The organism is Maribacter sp. TH_r10 (genome assembly GCF_033101095.1).
GTDB classification, from domain to species: Bacteria; Bacteroidota; Bacteroidia; order Flavobacteriales; family Flavobacteriaceae; genus Maribacter_A; species Maribacter_A luteus.
Genome location: NZ_JAWMPY010000009.1, coordinates 1 through 17,730, shown reverse-complemented (window position 1 = coordinate 17,730; position 17,730 = coordinate 1). Strand labels below are relative to the sequence as shown.

General features: G+C 39.9%; 10 protein-coding genes and 1 tRNA gene. 3 read left to right on the top strand and 8 right to left on the bottom strand.

Annotation, left to right across the window (positions count from 1 at the left end):
• Positions 1 to 15: 15 nt before the first annotated feature.
• The 8 genes from R3X28_RS16800 to R3X28_RS16765 all read right to left on the bottom strand — a co-directional run bounded on the left by R3X28_RS16800 (position 16) and on the right by R3X28_RS16765 (position 9,615).
• A complete protein-coding gene (locus R3X28_RS16800) occupies positions 16 to 2,880 on the bottom strand; it encodes a DUF5060 domain-containing protein (protein WP_317665888.1) in 2,865 nt (954 codons plus the stop codon).
• A 622-nt stretch (positions 2,881 to 3,502) separates the two neighbouring features.
• A tRNA-Val gene (locus R3X28_RS16795) sits at positions 3,503 to 3,577 on the bottom strand.
• 58 nt (positions 3,578 to 3,635) lie between these two features.
• Positions 3,636 to 4,847 (bottom strand): folylpolyglutamate synthase/dihydrofolate synthase family protein, encoded by a 1,212-nt coding sequence (locus tag R3X28_RS16790; protein WP_317665886.1) that lies wholly within the window; start codon positions 4,845 to 4,847, stop codon positions 3,636 to 3,638.
• Positions 4,848 to 5,747: an energy transducer TonB gene (locus tag R3X28_RS16785; protein ID WP_317665884.1), complete on the bottom strand. Its 900-nt coding sequence runs from the start codon at positions 5,745 to 5,747 to the stop codon at positions 4,848 to 4,850.
• 146 nt (positions 5,748 to 5,893) lie between these two features.
• Positions 5,894 to 6,280, bottom strand: coding sequence for an ExbD/TolR family protein (locus R3X28_RS16780; protein WP_154369110.1), 387 nt, complete (start codon positions 6,278 to 6,280; stop codon positions 5,894 to 5,896).
• A gap of 6 nt (positions 6,281 to 6,286) precedes the next feature.
• On the bottom strand, positions 6,287 to 6,979 hold the full coding sequence (locus R3X28_RS16775) for a MotA/TolQ/ExbB proton channel family protein (RefSeq protein WP_154369112.1): 693 nt from the start codon (positions 6,977 to 6,979) through the stop codon (positions 6,287 to 6,289).
• Positions 6,980 to 7,029: 50 nt separating this feature from the next.
• Entirely contained in the window at positions 7,030 to 8,367 is a 1,338-nt protein-coding gene (nhaD, locus tag R3X28_RS16770; RefSeq protein ID WP_154369114.1) for a sodium:proton antiporter NhaD, read from the bottom strand.
• Positions 8,368 to 8,382: 15 nt separating this feature from the next.
• A complete protein-coding gene (locus tag R3X28_RS16765; protein WP_154369116.1) occupies positions 8,383 to 9,615 on the bottom strand; it encodes a Glu/Leu/Phe/Val dehydrogenase dimerization domain-containing protein in 1,233 nt (410 codons plus the stop codon).
• A 273-nt stretch (positions 9,616 to 9,888) separates the two neighbouring features.
• On the opposite strand from R3X28_RS16765, the gene R3X28_RS16760 reads away from it, so the two are divergent.
• The 3 genes from R3X28_RS16760 to R3X28_RS16750 all read left to right on the top strand — a co-directional run bounded on the left by R3X28_RS16760 (position 9,889) and on the right by R3X28_RS16750 (position 17,330).
• Positions 9,889 to 11,031, top strand: a complete 1,143-nt coding sequence (locus tag R3X28_RS16760) for an acyl-CoA dehydrogenase family protein (protein WP_317665879.1) — start codon at positions 9,889 to 9,891, stop codon at positions 11,029 to 11,031.
• A 315-nt stretch (positions 11,032 to 11,346) separates the two neighbouring features.
• The gene (gene gltB, locus R3X28_RS16755) at positions 11,347 to 15,855 is read left to right on the top strand and encodes a glutamate synthase large subunit (RefSeq protein WP_154369118.1); all 4,509 of its coding nucleotides are present in this window, start codon (positions 11,347 to 11,349) and stop codon (positions 15,853 to 15,855) included.
• An 8-nt stretch (positions 15,856 to 15,863) separates the two neighbouring features.
• Positions 15,864 to 17,330 (top strand): glutamate synthase subunit beta, encoded by a 1,467-nt coding sequence (locus R3X28_RS16750; RefSeq protein WP_282056731.1) that lies wholly within the window; start codon positions 15,864 to 15,866, stop codon positions 17,328 to 17,330.
• Positions 17,331 to 17,730: the final 400 nt, after the last annotated feature.

The following is a 17,730-nucleotide window of genomic DNA, read 5'->3' as shown; positions in this document are numbered from 1 at the left end:
TCTACAAAGTAGGTGTTATTCGGGGTTAAAGCTATTATCTGTCGTAATAATCCATTTATCCATCTCAAATCCATCCTCCCTCATGGAAAAAGAAACTATATATTCCCCTGCAGATTCAAAATTAAGAAAAATGGCATTTGGGACACCACAATGGTTATCCGGAAGTCTTTGTGACGAAGACCAGGCCCATTGATGCTTACCTTCGCACCACTGCATACGAGAACCGCTTTCCGGCCATTTTTCGTCAACACCCACATGAACCCCATTATCTTCGGAACCACTAGAGAACGCACTGGCCCAAACGTAATACTTTCCTGGATTATTTATCCTTATCTTATAAGAAACGACACCTCCTATGCCTGCTATGGGGAAAAAATTCTCTCCATGTAACAATGCATCGTCATGAGTAACCCTTGTATCAGGGAGCGCCTCAATATAAGCACCCATACTCGCTGTTCGAGCATGCCCGGATACTTCCTTATCATCCATATCCTTGGACTGTATAACCCAATCGCGTTTAGTTCCGTTATTGGTTTTAAAATGAAAGGACTCGGCCTCTACTTCTAAATAACCGTTCTTTTCCTCGAATGGTTCCGTATCTTTCAATTGTTTTTTTATTGAAAGGTTGTTAGGCACTAATTTCAATGCACTCCATCTACCTCTAGACCATGCCGTTCCATTATTTTCCGGTATCTTTCCATTGGTCATTACTTTAGATTCTATTTGGATAACATCATACTTATATAAAAACACCTTTTCCAAAACATGTTCTATGTTTTTAAAATTTTCAGAGACTTCTGGATTTACAACCGTATCCAGAACAGTCCCGTTCAAACGAATTATATATTCCGACTCCCCATCGTTTTCTGCCATAGCCATAAAATAGGCTTTATAAAGACCTTCTTCCCCTAAGAATACGGAATGGGCCACGGCATAATCCTCTCGGTTATTTTCATTGGCGGCATCGATAGCTAGGACGCCATTAAGCTCATCACGATAAAAAGAGGGTCCTTCTTTGTTTTGGTCAACTTCAAAATCGCTAAGGGCATCCAATGTAATTACCCCAGGTTTTGAGGCCATTTCTTTTTTTAGAACTTTCTTGCGTTTTAAAAGTGCGACCCAGTCACCCTCTTTGTTCGGAGGAAGACCGATATCAATACCTTTACCACCCTTAATTTGTCTTTTTGTTCCTTTTTGGAGCTTTCCTCCCGTTCGCGGATTAAACCATGACACTGTATATGTTTCATTCAAATCTAAAAGGTCTATCTCTGTTTTCCTCACCTCAGGTATATAGATAGCATAGATTTCCCTGTTTTTCGCGAAAACAAAATCATCATCGTTCTTCGTTAAATCATCTGCATTATGCATCTCGGAAAACGGTAGATGGCTATGAAAAAAATCAAGGGCTATTTTCGTTTGGTCCCATAGGGCATCCCTAGAACGCCAGTCTTCACAATTCAAATCCATATGAGCGAACTTATACCCAAAATACCATTCAACACCGGCCCCACCAGCCATAAGATTACCCCAGAGTACGGGTCCACGTACCTCATCATGTGCAGGGTCATCGGCATCAGGTTTTGCCCCGACATCGGCGGGTCCTATCTCATCTAGGTTCACCACCCATATTTTATCGGTTTTTTGTGATTCCCGAATCCATTTTTTTGTTGTTTCATGTACCAAGTTTGGATCATGAATTTGGATGGAAGGACCATCTAGATTCCGGTTACCAAGAAGGGGCAGCAGTATTTGATCCTGTTCTTCAGGTACGGAATGTGTGTGTAATGCAACAAAATTTTGATACGGATCATTGAGTTTAATGTACTCCATCATCGCCTTTCTGTCATTATCATCTTGACCTTTAGGCGACCAATGAACGGGACCATTCTCTTCACCTAAATTCCATGTAACACCTAAGTGATGTGAAAAGCGGGCAATCAATTCCCTTAGGTAAAGCTTCCTTTGAACACCCAACTGACCAATATCCAACAACAATTCATTTTCAGTCTCTTGCAATACAATATGCAGCATTAACCCTAGCTTGTCCATATGATCAAAAACAACCTCCCATTGATCAAGCTTACTGCAATCGAAACGATAGCGCTCATTTTCATGGATCCAAGGCCACACATCTTTTCCATCTCCTTGAACGTTCATAGTCAAAAAATATACCGCGTTCATTCCTTTTGATGCCAAATAATTCAGCGCACCGATTATATTTTTCCCTTTATTCTTCTGCCATACCGGGTCACCAAGCTTCCAATCCTTGGCATGGGGGCTATACTTATGGGAAGCGGGAGTTTGATCAAATTCATAATACCCCAAAAAATCCTCAGGGCTATCGGCACCTCCTTTTAAAAAAACCTCATTGGTTTCCGCATATCTCAGATACCTTTCCCCTGTATATTTAATACGCCCTTTAGATTCAGGCGTCGATGAACCACTTTCTACATCGGCAACAACAAACGAACCATTGGCCCCATTGAAAGATATGGGTTCCCCTGCTTCTATTGAGTCGTTAACAGCAATGTTCACCCCTTTTCTAAACGAAACCCTATACTCCCATTTTCCCGTTTTATCGGGTCTAAACCGTACTTTCCAAATCTTTCCTTTGGTAGAACTACTTTCCGATGCATTACCATCGGCAGCATAAAACCCCGGAACTACATATGTTAGATCTCCATTTTTAAATGTAACATTGAGTCGATAATTCAAAAAAGGATTAAAGGCATCATCTTCACTTAATTCTTGCCCTTCAAACGTCAAGGTTATTTTGTGCCATTTTCGTAAATCCCCCTCAATTTTAGTGTTCTGCCCTTGTGCTAGATAACAGAATACAAATAGTGCATAGAAATAAAATAGCTTATTTGTTCTTTTCATAAATGGTTTATTTGATTGTTTGTCAGAATGAGCTTATCCGCATATACCTTCCAGCCTTTAAAAATATTTAGATAACCTGATAATCGCTGTTACTTATGAAGCATCTTGTGATACAATTGTGTCATTTTAAATCTACCCATGACATTAAGGTCTTAATGCCATTATATGAATATCTATAGTAGGTTATCCCAATACAACATAGAGATCAGTAACCCACGAACCTATAACCAGGAAATCTATGAATGGAATTATATTTATGGAGTCAATCCTGGGAAGTACCCTAGGTTTGAACCTTATAGTATCCTTCAAACTTTTTAAAAAAATAGATAGAACGCAAATGAAAATAGGCTATCACATTTAGATAGCTATTATGGATGATACTGTCACAAAGCGTGGGGAGAACCGGCACCCCTCTCCTATACAATCAGAATGCATTCGACCCCAGCACTTTTTATTCAGAACTATCATTTTTCGCCCATAAATCTCTAAATGGAATAGTATTCAGGGAGTAAACCCCAGGAAGTAAGATATGCTCGAACCTTGTACTATCTATCCAACTTTTTAGAATAAAAATGGATTTAGCGCAAATAAAAAAAGGCTATCTAAATTTAGATAGCCTTTGTGGGCCCTACTGGATTCGAACCAGTGACCCCCTGCTTGTAAGGCAGGTGCTCTGAACCAACTGAGCTAAGAGCCCTAACGGGGTGCAAATATAGAATAGTTTTCTAATCCCCAAAAGAAAAAATTAAAAAAAATCACACTACTTCTGCAACTGTAAATGTACTACCACCAATAAAAATTAAATCTTTTTTACCTGCTGTTTTCAAAGCAGCTTTAAACGCCTTATCCACAGAGTTATATGATTCTCCTTTCAATGCGTGCATTTTAGCCTTGTTGACCAAAATCCCAACATCCAAACCACGCATTATATTCGGCTTACAAAAATAATAATGGGCATTTTTAGGAAAAAGAGGTAATATACTATCAAGATCCTTCTCTTTAACAAAGCCAAGTACCATATGCAACTCATTAAAATCCTGCTGTGCCAATTGTTCGATCACATAGGTAAGACCTTCTTTATTGTGGGCCGTATCGCAAACAACAAAAGGTTTTTTATTCAAAATCTGCCATCTACCTAACAATCCTGTATTCTTTACAACATGCTTCAGCCCCCTTTTAATATGTTTTTTCTTGATCTTACAGTCCTTAAGTTCGGTAAGTACGGCAAGCACCCCTTTCACATTCTTGGATTGATAATTTCCCAATAAAGATGTCTTGAACGTCTTGTGTATGACTTTTTCAGCAAAAATCACCTTCGCATTCTTTGATACTGCTACATTATGGAAAACCTCGGCAATTTCCTCTTGATATTCACTGACGACTACTGGAATGCCCTCTTTAATGATACCTGCTTTTTCCTTAGCAATTTTCCCTAGAGTATCACCAAGCATATCCAAATGATCCATCCCGATATTGGTTATCAACGCTACTTCGGGATTAAGGATGTTCGTTGAATCCAAACGACCTCCGAGACCAACCTCGACCACGGCTATATCTACCTTTTCAGATGCAAAAAAATCGAAGGCCATTCCTACGGTCATTTCAAAAAAAGACAATTGGTGCTCTTCTAAAAATGCTTTATTCTTCTCGATAAACCGAACTACCTTCTTTTTCCGAATAGTTTTCCCATTGATTTTTATACGTTCCCTAAAATCTTTTAAATGTGGCGATGTATACAATCCTACTTTATATCCTGCCTCTTGTAATATTGAAGCCAACATATGACTACTGGAACCTTTACCATTGGTACCGGCCACATGAATACTTTTGAATTTTGTTTCGGGATGGTTTAAAAAAGTTGAAAAAGCCCGGATATTATCCATTTTGCCATTATATGCGACTTTTCCTTTTTGCTGATAGGCTGGAAGTTGGGCAAACATCCAATCCAAAGTTTCTTTATAGGTCACTTATCCCCCTAATTTAAAATTGACCACCACAAAACCAATTTGTTGGCTGGGTGCATTGGAATCTAAGTTCCACTTATGTTTAAAAGCAGTTTTCTTTGCAGGCTCCAATAAACAAGGATTATTATTTGTAGTCCCTTTTACGCCAGGTGTCGCGCTTATCACTTTTCCTGTACGATCTACTACGATTTTAACAACCACCCTGCCCTCTTGGTTACACTCTTGCTGCACTTTACCCTTACTTACCAAGGAACGACCATTAAGGCCATACCCTCCTGTTCCGCTGCCAGACCCGGGACTACCATAATAACTTGTTGCATAGGGATCCCCATCAGGTTGCCCTTTATCACCGGGGCGGTTATCATCACCTTCACTTCCTGATGCCGTACCGTCAGATTTGTTGAGTCCGCCCATTAGCTTATCCAACTCTGCTTTCTTGGCTTCCTGTTCTTTTCTTTTTTGTTCTTCGGCTTCCCGCTTTTCACGTGCTACCCTATCCGCTTCAGCTTTGGCCTTTTTGGCTGCTGCATCAGCTTTCCGCTTGGCTTCTTTTTGTTGCTTTATCTTTATGGATTCCTCACTTTCTTGTGTAAGTACTTTTTCCGTAGGCTGCTCTTTCTCGACCACTTCATCTTGCACTTCTTCGGGTATGGCCTCCTCTATTTGTTCTTGCTGAACATTTGGCGGCTCAGGTATATCCAATGGTTCTGACCTAATTTTCTCCATGGGTTGTTTATCGCCCATACCAAAGTCCATAGAACCAAAATTTACCGAAATACCATTCTCAATTGGGGGATCCATATAGGTAAGTCCTATATAAAAAAGCAATAGTACGAGCGCACTCAACAAGGCCGTCGTAAGTGTGAATGATTTTTTCTTGTGTCTCGTATCTAAAAATGACATTGTACCTATTGCGTTTTAAAATGTCGATTTGCAAGTTCGGATTGTATCTCCTACGGATGAAAACATTCCAAAACCATATCCGGAATAACAATAGTGAAATAGAAGTGTCTCAATTGCACTTTCTTACTGAGGTTTACCCTTTACGTTTAGTTAGGTCGTACGGCCAATATTACCTTATAATTGTTCCTATTGGCAATATCCATAACATGCACGGCCTCCTTAATGGCAACGCTCTCTTCTGCCCTAAGGATGATAGTGGGCTTGTCTTGCCCTTCAAGTGCTTTCTTTAATTCAATTTCAATATATTCTCCGTTTATTCTCTCATTGTTCACAAAATATTCCAAGTTCTTATTGATACTTACCGAAACATTTTGTGTATTCGTGGATTTTCCTTTCGCCTTAGGCAAAAGTAAATCCAAGGCATTAGGTGAATTCGCTGTTAACATAAAAAATATCAACAACAAAAAAACAATATCGGTCATGGACGACATACTGAAGTCCGGACTCACCTTATTTCTTCCTTTTAATTTCATCCTAAGTTATAGTGGTTCGTTCAACAAGTCGAGGAACTCAACTGCATTTGCTTCCATTTTATGAACGACTTTATCGGTTCTGTTCACCAAGTGGTTGTAACCAATATAAGCGATAATACCAACTATCAAACCTGCCACTGTAGTTGTCATCGCCGTATAAATACCTGAAGCCAAAGAACCCATTTCCGCTTGTCCCCCACTGGTTGCCATTTCATGGAATGCCAAAATCATACCAATAACGGTTCCTAAGAAACCGATCATTGGCGCTGCACCGGCCACGGTTGCCAAAACACTTACGTTTCTTTCCAACTTATAAACTTCTAAGGTACCGGCATTTTCAATGGCCGTATTTATGTCGTCCAAAGGTTTCCCTATTCTTGAGACGCCTTTTTCAGTCAATCGGGCTACCGGGGAATCTGTTTGGGCACATAATAATTTTGCCGCTTCCAATTTTCCATTGGTAACATGATCTCGTATCTGGTTCATAAAATCCTTATCTATTTTTGAAGCGGCCTTAATGGCAAAAATGCGTTCAAAATAGATGTACAGGGCAACGAACAACAAAACAAATAAAATTGCAATAATGACGATACTTCCCGTACCCCCACTAAAAATCAAATCTATGACCGAGAGTGTCTTTTCTTCGGATAGAACTTCACCCACTGCTGGGTCTTGAGCAAGATCTTGTAACATTGACATATAATTTCTATTCTTTAAGTTGCCTTAATAACGGAGTTTTATCGATTAAATTATGCGTTTAACATAAAATCCCTTAATAAAACAAAGGTTGCGGCACCTGCCAGAAAACCTACCAAAGCAAGCCATGCGATTTTTTTAAGGTACCAGAAGAAATCTATTTTCTCCATACCCATGGCCACAACACCTGCAGCCGAACCTATGATCAACATACTACCCCCCGTACCAGCTGAATATGCTATAAAATGCCATAAGGGATTATCAATTCCTTCTGAGAACATACCCATACTTGCCGCTACTAACGGAACATTATCTATAACTGCAGAACCTACACCAAAAAGCATTACTACGATATCCGTATTCGGTATGGCCGTATTTAAACCGCCCGCTGCGTGAAAAAGTATACCCAACGATTCCATAGCGGCAACAGCCAAGAGTATCCCTAAGAAAAACAGTATACTTGGCAACTCGATTTTTGACAATGAATGGTGAACAGGGCTGTGATGCCCAACATGGCCATTATCATGCCCATTTACGTTAGAGATATTGAATTTTGCATTACTATATATTTCAGCAAAGGTAGCCACTACGGCCAAGGAAAGCATCATTCCTACATAGGGAGGTAAATGAGTAACGGTCTTGAAAATCGGCACAAATACAATCGCGGACAATCCTAAATACAACATGGTAGGTCCAAATTTGGACTTTGGCCCCTCATCCTCATTGATTGCCCCTTCAATCTGACCCTTGAAAGCTTTATTTCTACTGGCCAAAAGTACCGGTACCACCATACATACTATTGATGGTATCAGTACATGCTCGATCAATTGCATGGCACTTACCTTATGGGCGATCCAAAGCATTGTTGTCGTAACATCCCCAATAGGTGACCAAGCCCCACCAGCATTCGCAGCGATAATAATAAGACCTGCAAACCATAAGCGGGTATCGCGATCATTTATAACCTTCTGTAAAATGGTTATCAATACGATCGTGGCCGTTAGGTTATCGATTATAGCGGATAAGATAAAAGCCAATATGGCGAATAACCAAAGTAATTTTTTCTTACTCCTGGTTTTAATGAAACTCTTGATCGCAGCAAAGCCGTCGAAATAATCTATAATTTCAACAATGGTCATAGCCCCTAGAAGGAAAAACAATATTTCTGCCGTTTTCCCCAAATGATGCAGTAATATTTCATCTATATGGGTAGGTTCCAATTCCCTAAGCTCGGCATTCACCTCAAAGACGGGCATATGCCCTAAGGCAATAACGGCCCATAGCAAGGCCATCATGGCCAATGCTGGAATTAATTTGTCTATTTTAAGATTGTGCTCTAGCGTAATGGCAAGGTACCCTGCTAGGAAAATGGCAATAATAATGGTTTCCATATGTGTAAAAATTTATTAAACTAATTGCTTTAAGGCAATTTCAAATCCGGTTTCACTTAAATTCTGTTTCGATTGATTTTGCTTAAAGATATTCAAAATTGCTTTTCGAATGGTATCGGAAGTATCTTTAAATATTAATTCATCATCCATTCCTACTCTTTTCTCCATGAAATATGCAAAAACCCTTGCCATTCCACAATTGGATATAAAATCGGGAATCAAACTCACTTTTCCATCGGCATATTCCATAATAGGACCAAAGAAAATCTCTTTATCCGCAAAGGGAACATTGGCCCCGCATGATATTACTTCGAGTCCTGTACCGATCATTTTTGAAATCTGGTCCTTGGTTATGAGCCTCGAAGCAGCACAAGGTGCGAATATTTCTGTTTGGAGTTCCCAAATTTTCCGATTGATTTCATCAAAAGGAATCATTTGATCGGCACTGGCCATTAGATTATTACCCTGCTTATTCAAATAAAAATCCTTTATTTCTTCAAAAGAAAACCCTTCTTCTTTTATAACTCCCCCAGTCCTATCCAATATACCAACGATCTTTGCCCCCATTTGGGCCAGATAAAATGCCGCCGCTCCTCCTACATTCCCAAAACCTTGGATCACCGCCCGTTTGCCCATTACATTACCTCCGAAAATATCGTAATAATGACGTACGGCCTCAGCCACGCCATAACCGGTAATCATATCGGCAACCGTATATTTCCTAGAGACATCGGGCGAATACCGACTACTCTCAAGAGGCTTTATAACCCCCAAGCGCAATTGACCTATCCTATTTATCTTATCGGCCTCAGTAGGCTTAAAATGACCATTGAAAACCCCTTCTTGTGGATGCCATACCCCAGCATCTTCCGTGATGGGTATAACTTCTTTTATTTCATCAACATTAAGATCCCCTCCCGTACCATAATAACTTTTCAACAAAGGGGCAACGGCATGGTACCAACGTTCCAAAACGCCTTTTTTCCTAGGGTCATGTGGATTGAAGTTTATTCCTGACTTGGCCCCACCTATAGGAGGTCCCGATACAGTGAATTTAACCTCCATGGTCTTTGCCAATGAAAGAACCTCGTTCAGGTCCAATCCTTCCCTCATTCGTGTACCACCACCGGCAGCACCTCCCCTGAGCGAATTGATTACCGCCCAGCCTTCAGCTTCTGTCTCCGGGTCTTTCCAATTGAATATAATTTCGGGTTGCTTGTCCTCGTATGCTTGAAGAAGTTTCTTCATTATTTTGATTTTATAGATTATGTGACTTTGATTTCATTCTAATAGCTGGCATCATTCTAACATTAATTCCCCAAAAGGGGTTAGTGTTGTCTCATAATCTTGTTTTAATCAAATTGAGGTAAACTCTGAAACAAATATAAAATACAGAATTTAAATAATAGCTTTTCCTTCTTCCAATCTTTAAATTTTCACACTTCTGAAACATCTCCCCATTACATTTTGAAATTTGCAACATAACTGTATATTTGTTGTGAATACAAAAATTATTTTACCATGGATTTCTCTATTTCCGAAGAACAAAAGATGATACAGGAGGCTGCACGTGAATTTGCACAAAACGAACTTTTGCCCGGTGTAATCGAAAGGGACGAAACCCAAAAATTTCCGGCCGAACAGGTCAAAAGAATGGGAGAACTCGGTTTTATGGGAATGATGGTAGACCCAAAATACGGGGGTAGCGGCCTTGATACTGTTTCCTATGCCCTTGTCATGGAAGAATTATCCAAAATAGACGCCTCATCCTCGGTAGTAGTATCCGTTAACAATTCATTGGTTTGCTGGGGGCTTGAAACCTATGGCACCGAAGAGCAAAAAATCAAGTATTTAAAACCTCTGGCAACAGGAGAGATCATCGGGGCATTTTGTCTTTCAGAACCGGAAGCCGGTAGTGATGCAACTTCACAAAAAACCACTGCAATTGACAAGGGCGACCATTATATCCTGAATGGCACCAAGAACTGGATCACAAATGGCAATTCGGCCTCGGTTTACCTTGTAATCGCCCAAACGGACAAAGATAAAGGGCACAAGGGCATAAATGCGCTTATTGTAGAGAAAGGTATGCCGGGTTTTGAAATAGGCCCCAAAGAAAATAAATTGGGCATACGAGGAAGTGATACCCATTCCCTAAATTTCAACGATGTAAAAGTGCCAAAAGAAAATAGGATCGGTGAGGATGGATTTGGTTTCAAATTTGCCATGAAAACCTTGGCCGGAGGCCGAATCGGTATTGCCTCACAAGCTTTGGGCATAGCTGCCGGTGCTTACGAACTAGCGAAAAAATATGCAAAAGAACGAAAGGCTTTTGGAACAGAGATCGCCAACCACCAAGCCATTGCATTTAAATTGGCCGATATGCACACACAAATCGAAGCGGCCAGGCTTTTAGTCTATAAAGCTGCCCGAGATAAGGACATCGGTGCTAATTATGATCTATCGGGTGCCATAGCGAAATTACATGCATCCAAAACAGCGATGGACACTACAATCGAAGCTGTTCAAATTCATGGCGGCAATGGTTTTGTAAAAGATTATCACGTTGAACGACTTATGCGAGATGCCAAAATAACTCAAATATACGAAGGCACTTCCGAAATACAGAAAATCGTTATTTCACGAAGCATTCTACGGAATTAAGTTTATCTTTAACGTAATACGTGATAAGGTCTTTGAATTCGTTCCATTGATTTTTTCCAGAATAGTCGAAATAGGAAAATGAACCCTTAAAATCCGGTTTTTATACCTATTATACAACAAGAAGCAATCACAGTCCATAATATGGACTTTCATTCTTTCGAACATTTGCGGATTTCTCAAAAAAACCATCCTAAAAATCCGATTTTAAGGGTAATTAATCAAATATTTAAAAACGTTGGATTTTTTTGTTATAAATCAAATCAGTGCTAAGGATAATTCATAGAATGTAATATTTTTACACAAATACCTTAATTTATGAAGTTGACAAAACAAGGATTGTACCTACCCGAATTTGAACATGATAATTGTGGTGCAGGTTTTATATGTAGCCTTAAAGGAAAAAAATCAAATGATATTATCCATAAGGCATTGGAGATTTTGGACAAACTTGAGCACCGTGGTGCGGTAAGTGCAGATGGCAAAACCGGGGATGGGGCCGGTATACTTATTGATATACCCCATGATTTCTTTACCGATGTTTGCGATTTTGACCTACCATCTGCAGGAGAATATGCGGTTGGCAATATCTTTCTTCCACAGAAAGACAACCAAAGGGTTTTCTGTATATCCGAATTCGAAAAGAACATTGAAAATCAAGGTTTAAAATTACTCGGATGGCGTGATGTCCCTGTAAACCGTTCGATTCCCGGCCGTATTGCCATGGAAACCGAACCTTTTGTCAAACAGATTTTCATCGCAAAGGAAAATGAGGATCAAGATGATTTTCAATTCAATTTGAAATTATTCATTGCCAGAAAAATTACCGAACATGCTATATTAAAGTCTAAATTATCTGAGAACAAATTCTTTTATGTTCCCAGTCTTTCAACAAAAATAATCATATTCAAAGGGCTCTTAATGCCTAAGGATATAAGCCTTTATTATACCGATTTGATGGATTCAAGGGTAGTCACAAGACTGTCATTGGTACATCAACGATTCTCTACCAACACTTTCCCTACTTGGGATTTGGCACAACCTTTCAGGTACATGTGCCACAATGGGGAGATAAATACCCTACGTGGAAATGTTACACGTATGAAATCTAGGGAAGAATTATTGGAAAGTGATTGGTTCGGCGATGATATCAAAAAAATATTACCGGTTGTACTTCCAGGAAAATCAGATTCAGCTACCATGGACATGGTTGTTGAACTACTTTTGATGACCGGCCGTTCTCTCCCTGAAGTAATGATGATGCTCGTACCCGAAGCTTGGGAAAAGAATACGGAAATGTCCGAGGCCAAACGTGCCTTCTATGAATACAACTCATGTACCATGGAGCCTTGGGACGGACCTGCATCAATCCCTTTTACCGACGGAAACTATATTGGCGCACTTTTAGACAGAAATGGCTTAAGACCTTCTCGCTATACGGTGACCAAACAAGGTAACGTTATAATGTCCTCAGAAACCGGGGTTATAGATATTAAACCGGAAGATGTAGAATTTCACGGAAGACTTGAACCTGGTAAAATGTTCTTGGTGAACATGGAAGAAGGCAGGATCATAAATGATGAGGAAATCAAGGAAGAAATAGCCCAACGTCATCCTTATAAAAAATGGCTGGATGACAACCTTGTACACCTTAGGGATATCCCTTACAACGATTGTCCGCTATTTTTAGGCGAAGCTTCCTTGGAAAAACGTAAATCTGTTTTCGGGTATACCCTTGAAGACATTAATACGATCATCCTTCCTATGGGCAAAACAGCCAAAGAACCTATCGGTTCAATGGGATCAGATACGCCAATAGCAGTCTTATCGGAGCGTCCACAGCACATATACAACTATTTTAAACAGCTGTTCGCACAAGTTACCAATCCGCCTTTGGATGGTATTCGTGAAGAACTGATTACAGATATAAGCCTAACTTTAGGCAGTGACCACAATCTTTTTACAATCACCGAGAACCACTGTAGAAAGTTAAAGATTCAGAATCCGGTAATATCCAAGGAAGATTTGGACAAAATAAAAAATTATGATGCAAGTCCAGATTATAAAGTTGTATCCATTCCTATCTTATATGAGATAAAAAGAGGGTTAAACGGATTGGAAGATGCCCTTGAATCGGTATTGAACCAAGCCTCGAAAGCCATTGATGAAGGTGCGAATATCATTATTCTATCTGACAGGAACACCAATGAGGAAAAGGCCCCGATCCCCGCTTTATTAGCTTGTTCTTTCGTAAATAACGGCCTTCAGAAAAAAGGCAACCGTTCTAAATTAAGTATCATCATCGAGTCTGCTGAACCTCGCGAAGTACATCATTTTGCGCTCTTGTTCGGTTTTGGCGCCAGTGCCATAAACCCTTATTTGGTAAATGAGATTATCGCGGAACAAATTGAAAAGAACGATATCACGGAAATCACTTTTGAAGAGGCCGTAAACAATTATAATAAGGCCATAGGAAAAGGTATTCTTAAAGTGATGAATAAAATCGGGATATCTACACTAAATTCCTATCGCGGATCACAATTGTTCGAATGTATAGGAATCAATACCAAGGTGGTGAACAAATATTTCCCGAACACCCCAACCAGAATACAAGGAGTCGGACTTTATGAAATAGAGAAAGAAATCGCAAAAAGGCACCATAATGCTTATTCGAAAAAAGAAATAGCTGGGAACCTTGATCTAGAAATGGGGGGTGAATACCGTTGGAGAAGAAATGGTGAAAAACACATGTTCAACCCCTTAACGGTTGCCAAACTGCAAAAAGCCGTTCGGGGCAACGAACCAGAAACTTATAAGGAATTTGCAGAGCTGGTAAATGAACAATCAAAAAGTTTGATGACCATTCGTGGGTTGTTCGAATTCTCGAATTACGACCCCATTCCTTTAGATGAAGTTGAACCATGGACCGATATCGTAAAACGATTCAAGACCGGTGCAATGTCCTATGGATCGATTAGTAAAGAAGCCCATGAAAATTTAGCTATAGCCATGAACCGTATCGGTGGCAAGAGCAATTCGGGCGAAGGTGGTGAAGATGCGGCACGTTTTTATAAAAACCAAACAGGTGATTGGCGAAACAGTGCCATTAAACAGGTGGCATCGGGTAGGTTCGGGGTTACCTCGAACTATTTGACCAATGCACAGGAAATCCAAATAAAAATGGCCCAAGGGGCCAAGCCTGGTGAAGGCGGGCAATTACCCGGACCAAAGGTTAATCCGGCCATTGCGAAAACCCGGAATTCAACACCCTATGTAGGACTGATTTCCCCACCTCCACATCACGATATATATTCCATCGAAGATTTATCACAATTGATTTTCGATTTAAAATCCGCCAATAGAAAAGCACGTATCAATGTTAAATTGGTATCCGAAGTAGGTGTTGGTACAGTTGCCGCAGGAGTTTCAAAAGCAAAAGCAGACGTTATACTTATCTCAGGTTTCGACGGTGGAACGGGAGCCTCTCCTTTAACTTCGTTGAAACATGCAGGACTACCCTGGGAATTGGGAATTGCGGAAGCACAACAGACATTAGTTCTAAACGACCTAAGAAATAGAATCGTACTAGAATGTGACGGGCAATTGAAAACAGGTCGTGATGTCGCCATTGCATGTCTTTTGGGAGCAGAGGAATTTGGTTTTGCAACCGCACCTCTTGTAGCTTCAGGCTGTGTGATGATGCGAGTATGCCATCTCAATACTTGTCCAGTAGGTATTGCAACACAGAATCCTGAATTACGCAAAAAGTTCGAAGGTAAACCGGAACATGTTGTAAATTACATGTATTTCGTTGCTCAAGAACTTAGGGAAATCATGGCCCAATTGGGATTCAGGACCATAAACGAAATGGTAGGCCAAGTACAAAAATTGGATCGTAAAAAAGCCATTGACCACTATAAAGCGAACGGAATAGATCTTACACCTATTCTTCATGAAATCGACGTACCTAAAGGAACTAAGTTCCACAATACGACAAAACAGCAGCACGATGTAAACAAATCCATTGAATTTGAAATTTTGGAAAAAGCCCATCCGGCATTATTCCGAAAAGAAAAAATCTCATTGGACTTTCCTATCAAAAATACCGATAGGGCTATCGGAGCAATAATCAGTAACGAAATTTCAAAGGTTTATGGTGCTCAAGGCCTTCCGCTGAATACAATTAAATTGAACTTTACAGGTTCTGCTGGTCAAAGTTTCGGAGCATTTGCCACACGTGGACTTACAATGACCGTAAACGGTAACACCAACGATTATTTGGGCAAAGGACTTTCAGGCGCTAAATTGGTCATCAAAGTTCCAGAAAAATCAACCATTATACCTGAGGAAAACGTGATTACCGGGAACGTGACACTTTATGGGGCTACCGCAGGTCGGGCCTATATCAACGGTAAGGCCGGTGAACGTTTTTGTGTTCGTAATTCTGGCGCAAAGACGGTAGTAGAAGGTATAGGTGATCATGGATGCGAATATATGACAGGCGGAGTTGCAGTTATACTCGGTGAAGTAGGTCGTAATTTCGGAGCTGGCATGAGTGGTGGTATTGCCTTTGTATATGATAAGAACAAAACATTCGAAAGCCATTGTAATAAAGAAGCATTGAACTTATTACCTGTGGAAGAAGATCAAGACATAAAACAGTTGAAAGACCTTATCGAAAGTCATTATAACTATACAATGAGTCCTTTGGCGCAGCGCATTCTTGAACATTGGGAGGAATGTCTTCCTGATTTCGTGAAGGTATTCCCAGAAGAATACAAACAGGCGTTGATCCGTTTGGAAAAAGAAAAATTACAAACAATATAAATCGAAACATGGGAAAGATTACAGGTTTTTTGGAATTCGATAGGAAAATAGAAGAATACGCTCCAGTAGAGACAAGGGTAAAAAATTACAAAGAATTTACCCTCCCGATGAAAGAAACGGAATTAAAGGATCAAGGTGCCCGATGTATGGATTGCGGTATTCCATTTTGCCATAGTGGTTGTCCATTAGGGAACCTAATTCCTGATTTCAACGATGCAGTATATAGAGGCAAATGGGAAAAAGCAGCTGAAATTTTACATTCCACGAACAATTTTCCGGAATTTACAGGTAGATTATGTCCCGCACCATGTGAAGAAGCATGTGTATTGGGTATTAATGAAGACCCTGTGACTATTGAGAATATCGAAAAGAATATTGTAGAGACCGCTTTCACTAACGGTTGGATAAAACCAATGCCCCCCACCGAACGAACTGGGAAAAAAGTAGCGGTCATAGGTTCAGGACCATCAGGATTGGCTGCTGCGCAGCAACTTAATCGTGCCGGACATTTGGTCACGGTTTTCGAAAGGGATGAAAAACCAGGTGGACTACTACGATATGGAATTCCTGATTTTAAAATGGAAAAGAATGTCATTGATAGGAGATTGAAAGTCTTGGAAGAAGAAGGTATCATATTTAAATGTGGAATACATGTTGGGGTAGATATCAAAGCTGAAGAGTTAAAGAATGATTTCGATGCCTTGGTACTGTGTGGTGGAGCTACTGTTAGACGTAGTTTACCCATAAAAGGAATAGAATTGAAAGGAGTTGTTCAGGCCATGGACTTTTTAGGGCAAAACAATAGAAGGGTCGACGGTATCAAAGATTTAGGAGAAGAAATATTGGCAACTGATAAGGATGTTATCGTAATCGGCGGTGGGGATACTGGCTCGGATTGTATCGGAACCTCAATCAGACATGGTGCCAAATCCGTATCTAACTTTGAAATTATGGGTAAAGGCACACCTGAAAGACCCGAAGGGCAACCTTGGCCTTTCTGGCCAATGCGTTTACGAACAAGTTCTTCACATAAAGAAGGAGCCCAGCGATTTTTCAGCATATCAACCAAAGAATTCATTGGTGATAAAGATGGAAATCTTAAAGGTCTGATAACTTCTGAAGTGGAGTGGATCAATGAACCTGGGAAACGCCCTGTATTAAAAGAAATAGAAGGCACTGAAAAAGAATGGAAGTGTGAATTGGCTCTTTTGGCCCTAGGTTTTACAGGATCTGAAATGACGATTGCCGAACAATTAGGATTGGAAGTCGACCCAAGAACAAACATCAAGGCAACAGCAGTCGATTACAAGAGTAATGTACCCGGTGTTTTTGTTGCAGGTGACCAACGAAGAGGTCAATCTTTGATAGTTTGGGCCATTTCCGAAGGGAGACAAGCTGCTCATCATGTAGATAAGTACCTTATGGGCAAATCTTACCTTCCATTAAAGGGAGAAGGAGATTTACCAAGGGTTTAAAAAATTAATTTTCACTTTACAAAAACCCCCTCTACAATATTGTAGAGGGGGTTTTTGTTTACTTTAATATTTAATTATACCGAAGTAATAAAACTATAATAAACAAGTGTAAGAGTTTTACAATAGTTTGTTTTATCAAAAAACACTTTTCTATCCCATACTCTGTTAATTTATTTCAATTAATTAATATTATAGAATGTATACCCAACAACTCGCACATAGCTCACCCTATATTAAGTATTAGGCATTTTCAGAAAACTATATCCTAATTTTCCTGACTATAGGTTCGGATGAAGTGTTATTGAATTATAAAGACTTTAGGGTTCCAAGAAAAACCTCCTTTGAAGAATGATGACCTATAAATGATTGATCATGAAGTTTAGAGGTGAATAATTTTTTG

Excerpts from the sequence above, each read along its gene's own strand:
- R3X28_RS16760 (WP_317665879.1), top strand. The coding sequence starts at position 9,889 with ATGGATTTCTCTATTTCCGAAGAACAAAAGATGATACAGGAGGCTGCA.
- R3X28_RS16800 (WP_317665888.1), bottom strand. The coding sequence starts at position 2,880 with ATGAAAAGAACAAATAAGCTATTTTATTTCTATGCACTATTTGTATTC.
- R3X28_RS16765 (WP_154369116.1), bottom strand. The coding sequence starts at position 9,615 with ATGAAGAAACTTCTTCAAGCATACGAGGACAAGCAACCCGAAATTATA.
- R3X28_RS16785 (WP_317665884.1), bottom strand. The coding sequence starts at position 5,747 with ATGTCATTTTTAGATACGAGACACAAGAAAAAATCATTCACACTTACG.
- R3X28_RS16750 (WP_282056731.1), top strand. The coding sequence starts at position 15,864 with ATGGGAAAGATTACAGGTTTTTTGGAATTCGATAGGAAAATAGAAGAA.
- R3X28_RS16775 (WP_154369112.1), bottom strand. The coding sequence starts at position 6,979 with ATGTCAATGTTACAAGATCTTGCTCAAGACCCAGCAGTGGGTGAAGTT.
- R3X28_RS16780 (WP_154369110.1), bottom strand. The coding sequence starts at position 6,280 with ATGAAATTAAAAGGAAGAAATAAGGTGAGTCCGGACTTCAGTATGTCG.
- gltB (WP_154369118.1), top strand. The coding sequence starts at position 11,347 with ATGAAGTTGACAAAACAAGGATTGTACCTACCCGAATTTGAACATGAT.
- nhaD (WP_154369114.1), bottom strand. The coding sequence starts at position 8,367 with ATGGAAACCATTATTATTGCCATTTTCCTAGCAGGGTACCTTGCCATT.